Source organism: Chryseobacterium sp. FW101-FHT12H09 (assembly GCF_058790395.1).
Window position 1 is genome coordinate 973,259 of record NZ_JBYTCP010000001.1, and the last position, 17,097, is coordinate 990,355.

Below are 17,097 nucleotides of genomic sequence, written 5' to 3' on the forward strand. Positions count from 1 at the left end.
TAAATTGCAATAATAAAATAATCACAAAAAAAACTGATTGCATTCAATCAGTTAAAATCGTAAACTTCTCATATCCCGATTAGCAGAACTACTCTACTTTAAACAACTTGATGGTATAATCCAGTAATTCCTGTCCTCCAACTTCTCCGTGCCCGGGAATTACTATTTTTACATCCGGATATGCTTTTTTTACTTTTTCAACAGTTTCAGACCATGCTTTTACATTAGAATCTTCAAGATATCCTTTAGTCGCATCAACTTCTTTAACTAAACACCCACCAAACATCACATTCTCATTAGGAAAATATCCCACCACATTATCTCTGGTGTGTCCTTCACCAAAAAATGTTGCATATACTTTTTGCTTGCCAACATGTAAAGTTAAAGTCTTATCAAATCCACGATCAGGAACATTAAATTTATTCTTTTTTGCCAATGCTATAGTCTTATTACTGCCATAAGAAGGGATATTATTCTTCTTAAACTCTTTTAAACCTCCTACACAGTCATTATGAAAATGAGTTGCTATGACAGCATTAATTTTAACATTCAGACTACCTTTAATCCATTTGATCAATTCTGCAGAACTTGTATCATCGGACGGAGTATCGAAAATGACAGCTTCATTTCCATCTTTCACAACCATCCCGTTACAAGGAACTTTCCCATATGTTTCAGTATTAAGATATGAAATATGTTGATAAACATTTTTAGATAACTGTCTGACAACCAGATTTTCAGACTCATAAACAACTTTAGGATCTATTGATTTGGCTTTCTGAAAACTACAACTTAAAACAGTTATTACGAATAAACACAGGACTTTAAAAAATGCTTTCATTTTTACTTCTTTTCAGTAAAAATAAAACTTTTAATACTCACTTTTAGTATCATCAATTTCTTTTTTTATTTTCATCCTGATATCTATTTTCGCTCCTTTGAAACTAAAAATAAGAGTACCTTTTTCTCTGGCAAAAGGATTGGTAATCGAATCTACCTTTTTTGAAATTTCAAAATATGGACCAGTCTCTTTTAATTCATCATTATGATCATTGTCTTTTATTCTTATCAGGTTAGAATATTTTTGGTCCAGATTAAACCAGTTGATATAATCGGCATTAAACGAGACAGCTTTTATTCCCATCTTTGAATAGTAATTAATAGATCCAGCCTGGCCATAATTGTCGCATAGAACTAGCGTTTTTCCTGTCTTTGATAATTTGGAATATTCTTTATCTACTTTTTGAGCTAATTCTTTCCACCCCTGCATATCTGCAAAATCTTGTGGCAATGAATGATCTTTCCCATCCTCCCAACGTAGCAGTCCAAATCTTTTATACTTTTCCTGATGGTCAAGAATATATCGAGGACTTTTGTTTGGAAAAGCCACCTGATATAATGGTAGGAACAACAGTATTGGCAACATTATCGCTATCGCCCGCAAAATTCTTGTCCGGCCTTTTTCAAAAAGACAGCCTAAATATACAGAGCCAAAAGCAATATAAATAGGATACAAACCAATTGCATAATAGTCTTTAGCTTTAAAAAACAGGAATAATGCAATTACAAATACATAATTCCAAAAGAAAAACCTGAATCTTTCAAAAGGTTTATAAAAAAGCAATGCGTAGAATCCCGCAAAAATGATAAAAACAGAACCTATAAAAAATAAAATCTGAGACTTTAGAAAATCAAACCGATCAACATGGGCCAGCTGTCTCTCTGAAAGCTCCTTCATGTGATGAATCACAGGAAAATCATTATGATACTGCCATAATAGATTAGGCAAAATAACAAGCAATGCAAGGAAACTGGCTGAATAAAGGTGAGGATTCAGAAATATCTTCCTTTGCTTACTTATCAGTAAAGCAGGAATAATACCAAGGAGCAGGAATGCAATATTATATTTATTTAGAAAGCCCAGACCAAAAATAACAGCCCCAATATAAAGCCATTTCACTTTTTCAGTATTAAAATATCTAATAAGAACATAATACATTAATATCCACAGTAATACTTCTAAAGAAGTAGGTTGAAAAAGCATATTTAACCGAAGAAGTACGGAGAGTAAAATCCCTGTTGCAGCTAAAATCTGAGCGTATAAACTACCCTTCAATTCTTCTATAATCTGCCAAACCACAACAATCGTTAAAGCACCAAACAGAGCGGGAAAAAATTTAACCCAGAAAACAGAATTTCCAAAAAGCTGAACCAGCCAAGCTAACCATGAATTGAGAGGCGGCACTGATAAATAACCCCAAGCCAAATGGTTGGCCTGATCAAGATGCAAATATTCATCGCGATGCAGTTCATATTCTGGTCCTATCAAAGAATATTGAAGAACAAACTTAATCACAACAAAAAGAAAAAGAATGAGGATATTTTTTTTCATCATTCACTAAATTAATTCATATCAAATTTCTGTTTTATCATTTCATCTTTAACATTGTGTATTTTCTGATTCCAATAATCTATCCTTTCCATTTTATCTGGATATTCAATCTCAGTTTTACCTTCATAATATATAATACAACCCTGATATTTATTCAATGCTTTTTTTAAATAATCCTTATAATCATTTAAATTTTGTGGGATATATCCAATTCCATTACAACCACAACTATAAAAGTACCTACCTGTTCTAAAAAGCCCTTCTACAATTTCCCATTCTTTAATTGCCGCTTTTCTAGGCACTCTAAAATCCTTCCCTAAATCCGCCATAAGACTTCCACATTGGGGACATTTTATTGGTCTTGACTCTATTTCATTAATCAATTCTAATAATTTACTTCTTTCTGCTTTTGTGAAAATTTGCCCGACCTTCCTTATCGATTTTCCATTAAGCTCATGAAAGACTTTATCCTTCTTTATTCTCAATAGAATATCATTAGGATTCACTTGTTTAAAGGATTTTCTACATTTAAAACAGGCGTAATTAGATTTATATGTTTTTCCTGCGTATCTACACATAATTATGTTATTATGAATAATTCAAATTTATAAAATCCTTTCTTGTAAAACATTTCAAAATTCAATTTCATTACTAAAACCTTTAAAATCTAAGATAATTATTTTAAGAATACTCCCTGGAATACTTCTCATAAAAAATCCCGGAAAAGAATTCCCGGGACAAGATAAAATTTATCTGATTAGTTTATTATTTTTTCTTTTCTTTAAGCTCTTCTTTGTCTTTATCAGAAGGGTTCCAAACTTTGACTTCAGAATTTTTATCGATTCCTGAAAGCACCTGTACATTGATACCATCGCTAGCACCTAATTTCACATATACTTTTTTGAATTTTCCATCTGCCTGTTTTACTTCAACAAAAGATTTGTCCTTACCATTACTCTTTTCATATTGAACAAGTGACTCATCCAATAGTAAAGCATTTTTCTGAGAATTCAATACGATCTCTCCATTGGCTGAAAAACCTGCTCTGATATACTCATTATTTGGATTAAATACATCACCTTCAACCGGGAATTTTATGGTACCCAGATTGTCTTTTCCTTTAGGAGCGATCATCGTTAATTTCCCTGGGAATGTTTTATTTTGCAGAGCACCGATAACGATATTCATATTCATTCCCTGCTTTAGTTTTCCTGCCTGAGCTTCATCAATTTCCCCTTGGAAGATTAACAAATTAAGATCTGCAATAGAACAAATCGTAGTTCCGGCATTGAAAGAGTTAGCCTCAATTACCTGACTTCCTACTTTTACAGGAACCTCAAGAACAGTTCCTGCTGCTTTAGAACGGATCTGAGTTGTCGCAAAACCTTGCAATTCCGGTGTAGCACCTGTTTTCACGATCTGCAATCTTTTTTGTGCTGTCTGAAATTGCTGATTTGCATTTTTAAGAGATTGTTGCTGAGAATATAATTGCTGCTGAGAGTTTAAAAAATCCTGTTTTGAGATCACTCCCTGACTATATAATTTCTGCTGCATATCAAATTGCTTCTGCATATTTTCTACATTCATCTTAGCATTATTGATCTGAAGCTGAGAGTTTTCAACTTCTTGTTGCGCATTATTTACATCAGCAATATTTGGAATAATCCTTACTGTAGCAACCAATTGTCCAGCGACCACTTTATCTCCTTCATCTACTAAAATCTTATCAATGATACCTGCAATGTTCGGTTTGATTTCAATTTCTTCTTTTGGGATAATTTTTCCTGTCGCCATTACTTTATCATCCATATTCTGGATCGTTGGTTTCCGCGTAAGGAAAGCCTCACTCTCTTTAGAATTAGATTTTATAAGATAACCAATTCCTGAGAATAATGCCACTGCAAATAAAAGCCCAAACAGTATATAAATGGCTTTTTTCCAAGTGAATTTCTTTTTCATATATCTAGTTTATTTTTTATTTAAATGGTTTAAAATTTTAAGATAATCTTGCAATTATTAATTTCAAATTATTCAGATCTTAATGCCTCGATAGGTCTTATTTTTACAGCTCTCTGGGCAGGGATCATTCCAATAATAAGTCCCAAAATCACCATCACCGCCATCGCGGCAAATACATTCCCATAATTTACCGTGGGATTATAAAATGGAAAGGCATCCTGATTCTGCGTTATCATATTCAGAATCATAAGCACAAATATTCCAGACATAAACCCGAGTAATCCCGAAGACAGTGTTATAACAACACTTTCCAGCAAAATCTGATTTCTTACCTCAGAAGGCTTTGCTCCTAAAGCTCTCCTGATTCCTATCTCCTTAGTTCTTTCTTTTACCGTGATCAATAGGATATTTGAAATCGCAATAACGCCTGCAAGAATCGTTAATGTTCCTACAATAATCGTCAAAAGCTGCATACCTGTTAAAAATCCGGTTAATTTTCCAAATTCTTTTCCGAGATTGAAACTTCCGAAAGCATTAGTATCTTCTGGTGAAACTTTATTTTTAAGCTTTAAAACTTGTTTTACTTTTTCCTCTACCACTTTTAGATCTGCTTCCGACCTTCCTACAATCGCAAACATATCTATATTATCTCCGGCATTATACATTTTCGTGTAGGTAGAAAGTGGAATAAACACGGTACGGTCATTTTCAAAACCGCCTCCCTTTTTCACTCTGAAAACACCAATGATATTAAAAAAGAGTCCTTTGATATTTATTGATTTTCCGATCGGATTTTCTTTCTTTTTAGAGTCAAAAAAGTTTTTATACACTTCCTCACCAATTACAGCTACATTTTTATTTCCTGATAAATCGGCATCGTTAATATAGCGTCCGAAAATAAGTTTTTTCTCAGAAATTTTATTTCCTACAGGATAATCTCCAGTAAGTGAATAGGTAGCACTCTTACCATTTTTTGACATCGCTTCTCCAGGTGTTCCTGTAAAACTTCCTCTTGCATTTTGTGGCGATATATAATCTATTTCAGGAACTTTTCTCTTCAACATTTCCATATCAGGCAGATGTAGTTTCATCTCTCTTCCTTTTGGAAAACCTTCATAAGGAATGGAAGTTTTCTGAGCCCATAGAAAAATAGAATTTGTAGCAAAGCCTGAGAATAATTTATCAAAACCATTCTCCATTCCTTTTGCTGCTCCAAGCAGACTTACATATAAAAACATACCCCAACCCACACCGATCATGGTAAGGAATGTCCGAAGTTTATTATTTCTCAATGAATAATAAATTTCCTGCCAGGTATCCTTTTTAAATAAGATGTTCATTGATGCTAGTTATGAGTTTGAATTATACGTTTTATATTATTATCAAATAAGTTGTCAGATTTTATTCTGATCGCAATGCTTCTATAGGTTTAATTTTCGATGCTCTATAGGCGGGAACAAAGCCTGCTATAAGCCCTGAAAATACCAAAGCTAAAAATGCCATGAAGATCTCAGTCCCTCCTACACTTGGGTTTTTTATAAAATATTCCTCAAGTCGGTCTCCCATTAAGCTGAGTGCCAATATTCCTAAGCCAACTCCAACAAGTCCTGAAATTACTGTAATCACTACACTTTCCTGAACAATTAAAGCAACAATACTTCTGGGTTTTGCACCAATAGCTTTTCTCACGCCAATTTCTTTGGTTCTTTCTTTAACAATGTAAACCATAATATTACTGATTCCGATAATTCCGGCAATCAGGGTTCCCATTCCAATAAAACCTACAATCCCTGTAAGTACAGCCATAAACATGAATGTATCATTCATATTCTCGGCATTATTCCATACCCGGACTCCGTTTTCATCATCTGGCGAAACACTTTTTCTGGCTTTTAATCTATCTTTAAGCTCATTACCATATTTTATGGCTTCCTGAGGATTTAGTTTCTCATTATAGGCAATATACACAGTACTTACGGTATCCGACCCTTTCTTCATTTGCTGTAAAGTCGTAATAGGTACCGAAATATGTCTTTCATCCCAGTCTCCACCATCATCAGAAAATACACCAACTACCTTGAACATGGTTCCATTAATATTCAAGTCTTTTCCTATAGGACTTCCATTTTTGATCAAGTCACGTTGCACCATTCTCCCTATTACAGCGACATTTTGTTTCCTGTCAAGATCTGAAGGATTAAGGTAACGACCCTCAAGAATCTTTCTGTTCTCTATAAATTTTTCTTCAGGATCTCCTCCATTAACCTGGTAGTTGCCACTTTCCTTACCATACTTCACTAATAAACTAGTCTGATATCTCGGAGTAGAATAGCCTACTTTTTCTTTATCCTCATTAACCAGGAAATCATAGTCATCATTATTCATCGTAACGGTACGATCAGACTGTAGTCCTTTATAAGCAACTGTGGTTTTTCCTGTAAAAATGGAAATCAGGTTTTGAGCATCTCGTGCAAAACCCTCTGTAAAAGCATTTTGCAAACCTTTACCAATTCCAAAAAGAACGATAAAGATAAATAACCCCAACGCTACCGTAAATCCAGAAAGTACCGTTCGCAATACATTACTGCGAATAGAACTGAATATTTCCTGCCACCGATCCAGGTCAAACATAATTTTACTTTTTTTACTTTTTTAAAGTCTCCTTAGTATTCACTATTTACAAAACAACCTGCTTTATAAACTCATCACTTTCAATGATTCCATCTTTTAAAATAACGTTTCTTTTGGTTTGTGCCGCAACGTCTGGTTCGTGAGTAACCACAATGATGGTTTTTCCCTCATCATTAATATCCTGAAGCAGCTTCATAATATCATGTGTGGTCTTTGAATCCAAAGCACCCGTAGGCTCATCTGCCAATACAATTTTAGGATTGGTAATCAAAGCTCTTGCAATAGCTACTCTTTGTTTCTGTCCTCCTGAAAGTTCGTTTGGAAGGTGGGTCGCCCATTGAGCAAGACCTACTTTTTCCAAATATTCCATTGCTTTCTGGTTACGCTCTTTCCTTGGTACATTTTGGTAATATAAAGGAAGGGCAACATTATCTAAAGCTGTTTTATATCCGATCAAGTTAAAAGACTGAAAAATAAACCCCAGGAATTTACTTCTGTATTCAGCAGCCTTTATTTCAGATAAATGTTCGATTGGAACTCCATCCAGCTCATAAGTACCTGAATCCTTTTCATCCAGAATACCTATAATATTAAGGAGTGTGGACTTTCCGGAACCTGAACTTCCCATGATGGAAACAAACTCACCTTCAGCGATATTAAGATTAATACCCTTGAGAACGTGCAGTTTACTTTTGCCTGTATCGTATGATTTATTTAAATCCTGAATTACTAACATTAAGTGATCTATGTTTTATACTCAATAAGTAGAAGATATTTTGATTTTGTTACAAGAATAAAAATTTATTATAATATTTTACTGTTTAATATATTAAAGCTTTATTAATAGATGTTTAAGAACATGTGTTTAACTGTAACTTATCAAAAATATTTATTTCAGGTGTATTATTCTATGTAAACCAATATCAGTGCTTGTTTCATGTAAATGTGGAAAACTTTTACGGTTAAAAGTCAGCCAATTAGTATTTACCCCTTTCAAAATCAGTTCTTTTTTTCGAACTTTGTGCTTCGCACTAGCAAATAATAAAAACACTTTTCTTGTGAAAAACTTTTAAATATAAGTTCCAACAAATCAAGCCGTTATTTATTCTTTGATTTTTATCCACAGTGATCTAATTATTTTAATTTAAAGACATTTTAATATGGGAATTTTTGATAAGAGAGTAAGTTACAAGCCATTTGAATACCCTGAGGTTCTTCAATTTGTAGAAGCGATTAATAAATCGTTTTGGGTGCATTCGGAAGTGGATTTTACTGCAGATGTTCAGGATTTTCATTCGCAGTTAGAACCGCACGAAAAAAATGCTGTGAAAAATGCACTTTTAGCAATTGCACAGATAGAGGTGTCTGTAAAGACATTCTGGGGAAACCTATACAACCACTTACCAAAGCCTGAATTGAACGGTCTTGGAGCTACTTTTGCAGAATGCGAATTTCGCCATTCTGAAGCTTATTCCCGTCTAGTAGAGGTACTAGGATATAATGAAGAATTCACAAATGTAATAGAAGTTCCTGCTGTGAAGAAGAGAATTGACTTCTTGTCAAACGTTCTTAAGCATGCTAATTCTTCAACACCGAAAGAATATGTTTCTTCACTTTTATTGTTCAGTATACTGATCGAAAACGTATCTCTTTTCTCGCAATTTGCGATCATCCTTTCTTTCACAAGATTTAAAGGGTATATGAAAAATGTTTCGAATATCATCGCTTGGACTTCAATAGATGAACAAATTCATGCTAATGCAGGAATTTATTTAATCAATAAAATCCGTGAGGAACAACCGGAATTATTAACGGATTCTGATATTGAAGATATCTATACATTGGTAGATCAATCTGTAGAATTAGAAGGGGAAATTGTAGACTGGATCTTCGAATTAGGGGAATTAACTGTCTTCTCAAAAGAAGATTTGTTAAACTTCATGAAATACCGTGTTGATGACAGCTTAAAGAAAATCAATATGGACACTCGTTACAACATTTCTCCTGAACAGTATCGACCAATGAAATGGTTTGAAGAAGAAGTTTTCGCTAACTCTATGGATGATTTCTTTGCTAAAAGACCCGTAGATTACACAAAACACGATAAGAGTATTACAGCAAACGATTTGTTTTAATTGAAAACAGGTTCCTTACAAAAACTTTATTAGCAATCTGTTATTCCGAGTAATAATAACCAAAGCACAAACGATGATCAACGTAATTGTATCTTATACTGTAAAACCTGAATTTGTTTCAGAAAATAAAGTGAATGTTCAAAAGTTTCTGGATGATTTCAAGCAATTGGATCAGTCAACATTTGAATACAAAGTATATGTAAAAGAGGATGGTGTAACATTTTTGCATTATTCCAATTACATCAATGAAGAAGTACAACATGAGGTTTTGAATACACCATCTTTTAAAGAGTTCCAAAAACGAAGAGATGAGAGTGGGCTGAATGATTCCCACAAAGTAGAATTCTTACAAACAATTTAATAACACAAAATTTCTGGATATACGATATAGGCATCCTGGAATTCGAAAATATAACAACTATGGAGGAACAAAGTACCAATATATGGTGGCTCAACGAGGAGTCTGAGCAAATGCTAAACAGAGGATATCTGTTAAAAGGGGAAACTGTAGACGGGGCTATCGACAGAATTACCACTGCGGCTGCCAAAAAATTATATAAACCAGAATTACAACCGGCTTTTAAAGAAATGATCACTAAGGGTTGGATCAGTTTCTCTTCTCCGGTTTGGGCAAATATGGGAACTCAGAGAGGCCTTCCTATTTCTTGCTTCAACGTTCATATTCCAGATAGTATTGAAGGAATTACTCATAAAATGGGTGAGGTGATCATGCAGACAAAAATTGGAGGTGGAACTTCAGGATATTTCGGAGAACTTCGTAACAGAGGAACTGCTGTAACTGACAATGGAAAATCTTCGGGAGCTGTTTCTTTCATGAAATTGTTTGATACAGCAATGGATGTAGTATCTCAAGGAGGTGTGAGAAGGGGTGCTTTTGCAGCTTACCTGGATATTGACCACGGTGACATTGAAGAATTTTTATCTATTAAAGACATCGGAAGTCCTATCCAGAATTTATTTACGGGAATCTGCGTTCCTGATTACTGGATGCAGGATATGATCGATGGTGATATGGATAAGCGTAAAATATGGGCGAGAGTTTTAGAAAGCCGTCAACAAAAAGGGCTTCCTTATATTTTCTTTACAGATAACGTTAACAGAAACAAGCCACAGGTTTATAAGGATTTAGGATTAACAGTAAATGCAAGTAACCTTTGTTCTGAAATCATGCTTCCTTCTACAAGAGAAGAATCATTTATTTGTTGTTTATCTTCCATGAACCTGGAACTATATGACGAATGGAAAGATACTGATGCTGTAAAACTTGCTGTTTATTTCCTGGATGCTGTTTTAACTGAATTTATTGACAAAACAGAAGGAAACTATTACCTACAGGGAGCAAGAAACTTTGCAATGCGCCACAGAGCTCTTGGATTAGGAGTTTTAGGATATCATTCTTATTTACAAAAAAATATGATCCCTTTTGAAAGCTTTGAGGCAACTCAATTCAATGCAAGAGCTTTCAAACATATTAAAGAACAATCAGAACAAGCTTCAAGAGAATTAGCTAATATCTATGGAGAACCTGAATTGTTGAAAGGTTACGGATTGAGGAATACAACCACAATGGCTATTGCTCCTACGACTTCAAGTTCTGCTATTTTAGGTCAAACTTCTCCTGGAATTGAGCCTTTTGCGTCTAATTATTATAAAGCTGGTTTGGCTAAAGGAAACTTTATGCGTAAGAACAAGTATCTAGCAAAATTATTAGAAGAAAAAGGATTAGATAATGAAGAAACATGGAGAACGATCATGTTGAATCATGGTTCTGTTCAGCATTTAACTGAATTAACAGAGGAAGAAAAAGCGGTATTTAAAACATTCAAGGAGATCTCTCCAATGGAGATTATTTCTCAGGCTGCTCAAAGACAGCAGTATATCGATCAGGCTCAATCATTGAATTTACAAATTCCATCCACAATGCCTGTAAAAGATGTAAACTATCTATATATCGAAGCATGGAAAAAAGGAGTAAAAACATTATATTATCAAAGAAGCTCATCTGTATCTAAAGAAATGATGGTGAACTTTGTATCATGTTCAAGCTGCGAAGCTTAGACCACAAATAATAAACATTTATATATGAAGCACGTTTAAAAGCGTGCTTTTTTTATTTTTATTAAATTCTTTAATACAGGGTTATATAAAATAAAAAAGCCCAGAAAGAAAATCTGGACTCTTGAAAGAATATATAAAGTAAAAATTAAAAATTATATCGAACCCCCACTTGTGCCTGAAACCTTGATGCAAACTGATCAATGGTATAAGGTAAACCCGGAGATTTAAAATTGTAAGTAGGATCTCCAGCCCCAGGTTGCCCTGTCGCTACATTTCCAACTTTCGTAAGACCCACACTGGCTGTTGAGTTGAAGGTGTTAGGTACAAAATACACTTTACCCCAATCTTTATTTAAAAGATTTGTAAAGTTGATAATGCTTAAAGAAATCTGTAAGGTATTTTTAGACTTTTCACTCAATCTGATCTCATCCATAATTCTGATATCAGCCTGTATGTTCCATGGTGTAACGTCTCCATTTCTTTGAGTAAATGTTCCTCTTCTACTGCTTAGATATTTATTACTATTAACAAAATTCTCATAATCAGCAATCTGCTGTTGAGCCGTTACTAAAACAGTTCCTCCTGCATCTTTTATAGGAACTATATACTTAGCTGCTTCAGTAGCATCTTTGAAGATATATGCCAATCCCGCAGCCTGTCCTGTATTAGCAATGGTACTGTTCACAAAGCCCCAAGAGAAAGGATTCCCCGATTGAGCATTGAAATATACATTAGCTGATAATTTATTTGATTGAGAAAGATTTAAACCATAGCCAAGATTTGCTACAATTCTATTTTTAATGGCAAAATTAGAGGTCGTTAACTGAGGATCATTAGGAGTCAGAGACTGATTCATCTGCCAGTTACTTTCCATAGAGTTTCTGATACCATTTGTAATATCTTTTGCATCTCCATACGTATATGCTGCAAAGAAGTTAAACCCGAAATTATAAGACTTGGAAATCTGTGCTGTTACGTTATATCGATACCCTTCCTTGGTATTGGATAAAAGATAGGCATTAGAAAAATTACTATTGATATTTGTGGTATAGATTGGCATCTGATGATTCACATCATAGCTATAATACGTTACATTATCTGTTTTATTAACCTGCTGGAATTTCAGATCATAAAGTACTTTAGTATAGATACCTTCTAATGTCAGTTTATATCCTCCAACAGTATAATCTACGCCCAATGAGCTTCTCCAAACTTTTGGCATTTTAAAATTATTATCAATAAGGTCTACCTGAACTTTTGAAGAGTTTTGCCAATTAGCAAAATTATCACTTACCAATGGATCACCATTAGCTGCAAGCTGTGCTGTAGTTGGTGCATTATAATCATAGCTTCCAAAACCTACCCCATCATTATAATAAGCATATCCTAACCATGCAAAGGGAATTCTTCCCACAAAAATACCAGAACCTCCTCTTAATACTACAGATCTATCTTCTGTAAGATCATACGTAAATCCTAATCTTGGAGACAATGTCGGTTTATTAAGATATTTATTTGTAAGCTGGCTTAAAGGTGTATAATTATAGGTATTTCCGATATTAGGATCCTGTGGAGAATTATTAACCTTTGTACTTAAAAGTGGTTTATTTGGAAGATCAGTATAATCTACTCTTACACCAGGAGACAAACGTAATCTTCCCCAGTTGATCTCATCCTGAAAGTATAATGAAAGAAGATTAACTTTATATGAAGCGTATGGGTTATTGAAAATCGTTTCTCTGCTGTCTCCATTAAATGGATAGGTTCCTCTTATTCTTGCAGGATTTGAATTGTAGAAATCTGCAAGGCTCTTATAAGAAATCCTGCCATTAAGAGCATTTACAAAACCATAATCGATATTATATAATTCATTGTGTGTTCCTAATAAGAAAGTATGATTACCTGTTTTATAAGTTAGGTTATCGGTAATTTCAAACGTTTTTTGTTTCATATTGAAAACCGTAGCCTCTCTGTCGTTTCCTAATAAAATAGTTCCGCCATTATATCCTATTTCCACCTGTGGGAACATCGCATTGGAAGAAGTAGGGTCTCTGTAATCATTTATAGAAGAGTATCCTAGCACCAAATTATTATTCCATTTATCATTAAAACGGCTCTTCAGCTCTAAAGTAGTGGTAGAAGCATTGTTTTTCTGAATAAAGTCCATGCTTGAAAATCTGAAATTAGCACCATCTCTTTCAAGGTTTGAAGCTTGTGAAAACACCGTATTATTCTTAATTGATAACGTGTGTTTATCATTGATCTTCCAATCGATTTTATTAAAAAGCTTAGCACTTTCTGAAAAGTTATTATACTGGTTAAAGCTTCCTGTATTAAAGCCATATTTGGTACGTACAAAATCAGAAATTTGCTGGGCAACCGCGTCATTAACCAGTCCGTTGGGATCATTTGCATTATAGAAAACAGGGTCTGTTCTTTTGGTATATTCAAGATTGGTGAATAAAAATACTTTATCTTTTACGATAGGCAAACCTACTCTACCCCCATAAATAAAATCTTCAAAAGAACTTGGCATTTTTGAATTATCACCTGCTCTGTTTCTTCCTGTGATAGATGCGTTACGCCCATACACATAAAAAGATCCCTCTACATTATTACTACCACTGCGGGTAACAGCATTAATACTTCCTCCAAGAAAGTTTCCTAATTTAACATCATAAGGAGCAATATATACCTGTACGTCCTGAATGGCATCCAAACTTATTGAATTGGAACGGGTACTACTTCCCGGCATCCCCGATGTTCCGGTTTGTCCTCCTAATGATGGACTGAAACCAATGGCATCATTATTAATTGATCCATCTATCGTAACGTTGTTATAACGGAAGTTAGTTCCGTTAAAAGAGTTATTGGCACTTTGTGGAACAAGCTTGGTAACGTCCTGAATTCCACGGTTTATATTTGGAAGTCCAGAAATTTGTGCCTGGGTAATTCCAACACCATTTTTTACAGTTGTTCTTTTAGAAGTGAGCTTTACCTCATCTATTACTTTTTCTCTGTCTTTAATCTCTACAACCGGTAAGTCATTACTTCCCAGTGAAAGTTGCACATTTGTATTCGAATAGATAACTTGTGAACCATCGGAAATTTCTATTGTATAAGGTCCTCCGGGCTGTAGATTATCCAAACTGAATTGTCCTTTGTTATTACTTTTTGTTTCAAAGGTACTGTTGGTAGGAACATGAATTACTTTTACAGTAACTTCAGAATTAATTCCTTTTAATCTTCCGAAAATTTTAGAGCTGGTTTCCTGTGAAAATGCCAAGCCAAATGACAGAAGAGCAAAAGCACAGATTATTTTTCGCTTCATATTTTTTATACTTCTAAATTGTATGGCAAAATTAGAAGCAACAAACAGCAACTGCGGTAACATACAATTAACATTACATCACATAATGTTTAATATTTCCTTAAAAAAAACTTAATTACTTTCTCATAATTCACTATATCGTCCTTTGTTAATTCTCCTGAAAATAAGCACTTTATTCAATTAATAATATTTTATTGTAAATGAACCAAATATGAACGACTTCAGTTTTATTAAATTAATGTCCATTTAAAAAATAGGAGAACATTTGAAATGAGTCGTTAAGTATTACTACGGTTAAAAAATATAGTATAATTACTATAGTACTAATTCTAAGTTACTGGTTGTAAAAAAATATTACTTTTGTGATGTCAGAATTTATTATTCCCTCAATAAATCTGATAAGAATTAAAACCGTTTTAAAAAACACAATATGTACAAAATCTTATTCACTCTTTGTGTAAGCTTTTCTTTTATAGCTCAGTCACAAAATCTTAATTTTACTGATTCAAAGTTTAAAGCTTTAATAGTAAATTCTACACCTTCCAACGAGATAGCTAAGGACCTAAATGGAAATCCTATGGCTGTAGATTCAAATGGTGATGGAGAAATACAAATATCCGAGGCACAGCAGGTAAAAATTTTAAATATAAAATCAATAGGAATTCCTGCATTTAATAATCTTCCAGGTTCTGTAGCAGATGCGCTTCTTTTTCAAAATTTAGAGGAATTATACATTAGGGATTCTAAATCTGCTGTGATCAACTTTACCAATAATAATGTGATTAAAAAAGTACTTTATGAAGGATCAGGAGGATTTATAGACAATTCGGGAATGAGTCATATTGTTCCGATTGACTTTTCATTTAATAATTGCTCCTCAGTAAAGGACGTTAATGATTTTGTAGCCAACATTAATTTGGCTCCCTATGATCCAGCTACAATCCTGAGATTTAAAAACTGTCCTCAGATTAAAGATGATATTATTTTAAATAATAAAAATATTAAAGAGCTCCATATTGAAAGCTGTAATATCAAAACACTAACTTTTACCTCATGTAATCGTTTAGATAAAATAATCGTACCTAATATAAATTCATTAACAAAAATATCCGTTTTAGGTTCAAATGGAATAACCCTTACCAATACAAATCAGGACATAAATCTTGTTGCTAATAATTGTACAAATTTACAGGAAATCATAGCAGATACTGATCATTATGATACAACGGGAGCTTATTTTACATCAGTAAATCTAAATGGCTGTTCTTCATTAAAAAAAGTCAAAGGTCTTAATGTACCCACTATTGATTTTTCAAATACTGGATTAATCAATCTTGAAGAACTCGATGCATCATTCTACAACAGATATGGTTATAATACAACATCAGGAGTTTATTTCGGAAATGTGACATCATTAAACCTCTCAGGTCTTCCCCATCTTAAACTATTAAAAGTATTCAATCAGCCGATCACAAATACGGTTAACTTCAGTGATGCAACTGCATTAGAAAACATAGATATTACAAACTCCTCTGGCTATATGGCTATTCTGAATGTAAGCAATTTATCAAATCTAAACACTCTGAAGGCAGATATTCCCAATGATTTAAATTCATCAAACGCTCATTTTGACCTACAGCAGATCATGGCACAAAACTGTACTGCTTTAACCAACCTTAGCATAAATGGAAACAGAGATCTAAAAAGCTTAAATCTTCAAAACTGTTCCGGCATACAGACTTTGAATCTCGGTTCTAACTTACCTGGAAATTCACCTTTTGACAATTTCTCAGAATTAAATACTTTGAACATAAATCAATGTACAGCACTGAGAGATTTAGGTCTTACCTATACAAAAGTTCCTAATCTAGAGCTCTCCCAATGTCCACAACTTGAATCTATAGATTTTGAGTATAATTCTTCATTGGCAAGTATAAACACCTCACAAAACAGCATGTTAAAGTATGTGACACTTCGAAGTTGCCCCCTTGTTACCAACTTAGATTTTTCAAACAGTAGTATTTTAGAAGGTGTAGGTTTTTATAATATGTCGGGACTAACTCATGTAAATATTAAAAACAGTTCTTTGGAAGGATGCGAATTCTTCGGTTATGGCAGCAATTTAACAATATGCGTTGATCCTGATCAACTTACTAATCTGGAAGCTGAATATCCTGACATTAGCTTTACTGCCAATTGTCCCAATACAATAAAGACACAGAGTTCCAAACTGGATAACATGATCACGAATACCAATATTTTTCCCAATCCTGTAAAAGATACATTTCAAATAAAATCATCAGATCTGGTTAAGAATGTAAAAATAGTTGACGGCCTGGGAAGATTATTACTGGATCGGAACTTCAATAAAAAAGTCTTCAAAATTGATATTTCAAATTACACAAAGGGAATTTATATCGTAAAAATAAAAACAGAAAAAACAGAAATCTCAAAAAAGATACTGAAAGATTAGTCACTTTTTAAACTCATCATTTTCATCTGAAATCATAAAATATTTGTCTGCTTTTTGTTTTATATTTGTTATAATAGTATCAATCATAAAAACTTCA

12 protein-coding genes are annotated in these 17,097 nt (G+C 33.6%); 4 read left to right on the plus strand and 8 right to left on the minus strand.

Annotated features, from left to right (window positions below; genetic code table 11):
• Positions 1-88 precede the first annotated feature (88 nt).
• The 7 genes from bla to AC3WRL_RS04450 form a co-directional block, all read right to left on the minus strand.
• Complete coding sequence (bla, locus tag AC3WRL_RS04420) at positions 89-841, minus strand: subclass B1 metallo-beta-lactamase (protein WP_492329808.1); 753 nt, start codon at positions 839-841, stop codon at positions 89-91.
• A gap of 30 nt (positions 842-871) precedes the next feature.
• On the minus strand, positions 872-2,392 hold the full coding sequence (locus AC3WRL_RS04425) for a glycosyltransferase family 39 protein (RefSeq protein WP_492329809.1): 1,521 nt from the start codon (positions 2,390-2,392) through the stop codon (positions 872-874).
• A gap of 11 nt (positions 2,393-2,403) precedes the next feature.
• Positions 2,404-2,970, minus strand: a complete 567-nt coding sequence (locus AC3WRL_RS04430) for a hypothetical protein (protein ID WP_214832734.1) — start codon at positions 2,968-2,970, stop codon at positions 2,404-2,406.
• 187 nt (positions 2,971-3,157) lie between these two features.
• On the minus strand, positions 3,158-4,351 hold the full coding sequence (locus AC3WRL_RS04435) for an efflux RND transporter periplasmic adaptor subunit (RefSeq protein WP_492329810.1): 1,194 nt from the start codon (positions 4,349-4,351) through the stop codon (positions 3,158-3,160).
• A 68-nt stretch (positions 4,352-4,419) separates the two neighbouring features.
• Positions 4,420-5,691, minus strand: a complete 1,272-nt coding sequence (locus AC3WRL_RS04440; RefSeq protein WP_214832738.1) for an ABC transporter permease — start codon at positions 5,689-5,691, stop codon at positions 4,420-4,422.
• A 61-nt stretch (positions 5,692-5,752) separates the two neighbouring features.
• A complete protein-coding gene (locus AC3WRL_RS04445; RefSeq protein ID WP_214832740.1) occupies positions 5,753-6,982 on the minus strand; it encodes an ABC transporter permease in 1,230 nt (409 codons plus the stop codon).
• Between the two features lie 46 nt (positions 6,983-7,028).
• Positions 7,029-7,718, minus strand: coding sequence for an ABC transporter ATP-binding protein (locus AC3WRL_RS04450; RefSeq protein WP_214832742.1), 690 nt, complete (start codon positions 7,716-7,718; stop codon positions 7,029-7,031).
• Positions 7,719-8,142: 424 nt separating this feature from the next.
• On the opposite strand from AC3WRL_RS04450, the gene AC3WRL_RS04455 reads away from it, so the two are divergent.
• From AC3WRL_RS04455 to AC3WRL_RS04465, 3 genes are all read left to right on the plus strand, one after another.
• Positions 8,143-9,117, plus strand: a complete 975-nt coding sequence (locus tag AC3WRL_RS04455; protein ID WP_214832744.1) for a ribonucleotide-diphosphate reductase subunit beta — start codon at positions 8,143-8,145, stop codon at positions 9,115-9,117.
• A gap of 73 nt (positions 9,118-9,190) precedes the next feature.
• Positions 9,191-9,478 carry a hypothetical protein gene (locus AC3WRL_RS04460; RefSeq protein ID WP_214832746.1) on the plus strand — a complete coding sequence of 96 codons (288 nt, stop codon included), beginning with the start codon at positions 9,191-9,193 and terminating at the stop codon, positions 9,476-9,478.
• A gap of 59 nt (positions 9,479-9,537) precedes the next feature.
• Positions 9,538-11,196: a ribonucleoside-diphosphate reductase subunit alpha gene (locus AC3WRL_RS04465; RefSeq protein WP_214832749.1), complete on the plus strand. Its 1,659-nt coding sequence runs from the start codon at positions 9,538-9,540 to the stop codon at positions 11,194-11,196.
• A gap of 145 nt (positions 11,197-11,341) precedes the next feature.
• On the opposite strand, the gene AC3WRL_RS04470 is transcribed toward AC3WRL_RS04465, so the two are convergent.
• On the minus strand, positions 11,342-14,527 hold the full coding sequence (locus tag AC3WRL_RS04470) for a TonB-dependent receptor (RefSeq protein ID WP_492329811.1): 3,186 nt from the start codon (positions 14,525-14,527) through the stop codon (positions 11,342-11,344).
• A 430-nt stretch (positions 14,528-14,957) separates the two neighbouring features.
• Between AC3WRL_RS04470 and AC3WRL_RS04475 the strand changes: the two genes are divergently transcribed.
• A complete protein-coding gene (locus AC3WRL_RS04475) occupies positions 14,958-17,000 on the plus strand; it encodes a T9SS type A sorting domain-containing protein (RefSeq protein WP_492329812.1) in 2,043 nt (680 codons plus the stop codon).
• Positions 17,001-17,097 lie beyond the last annotated feature (97 nt).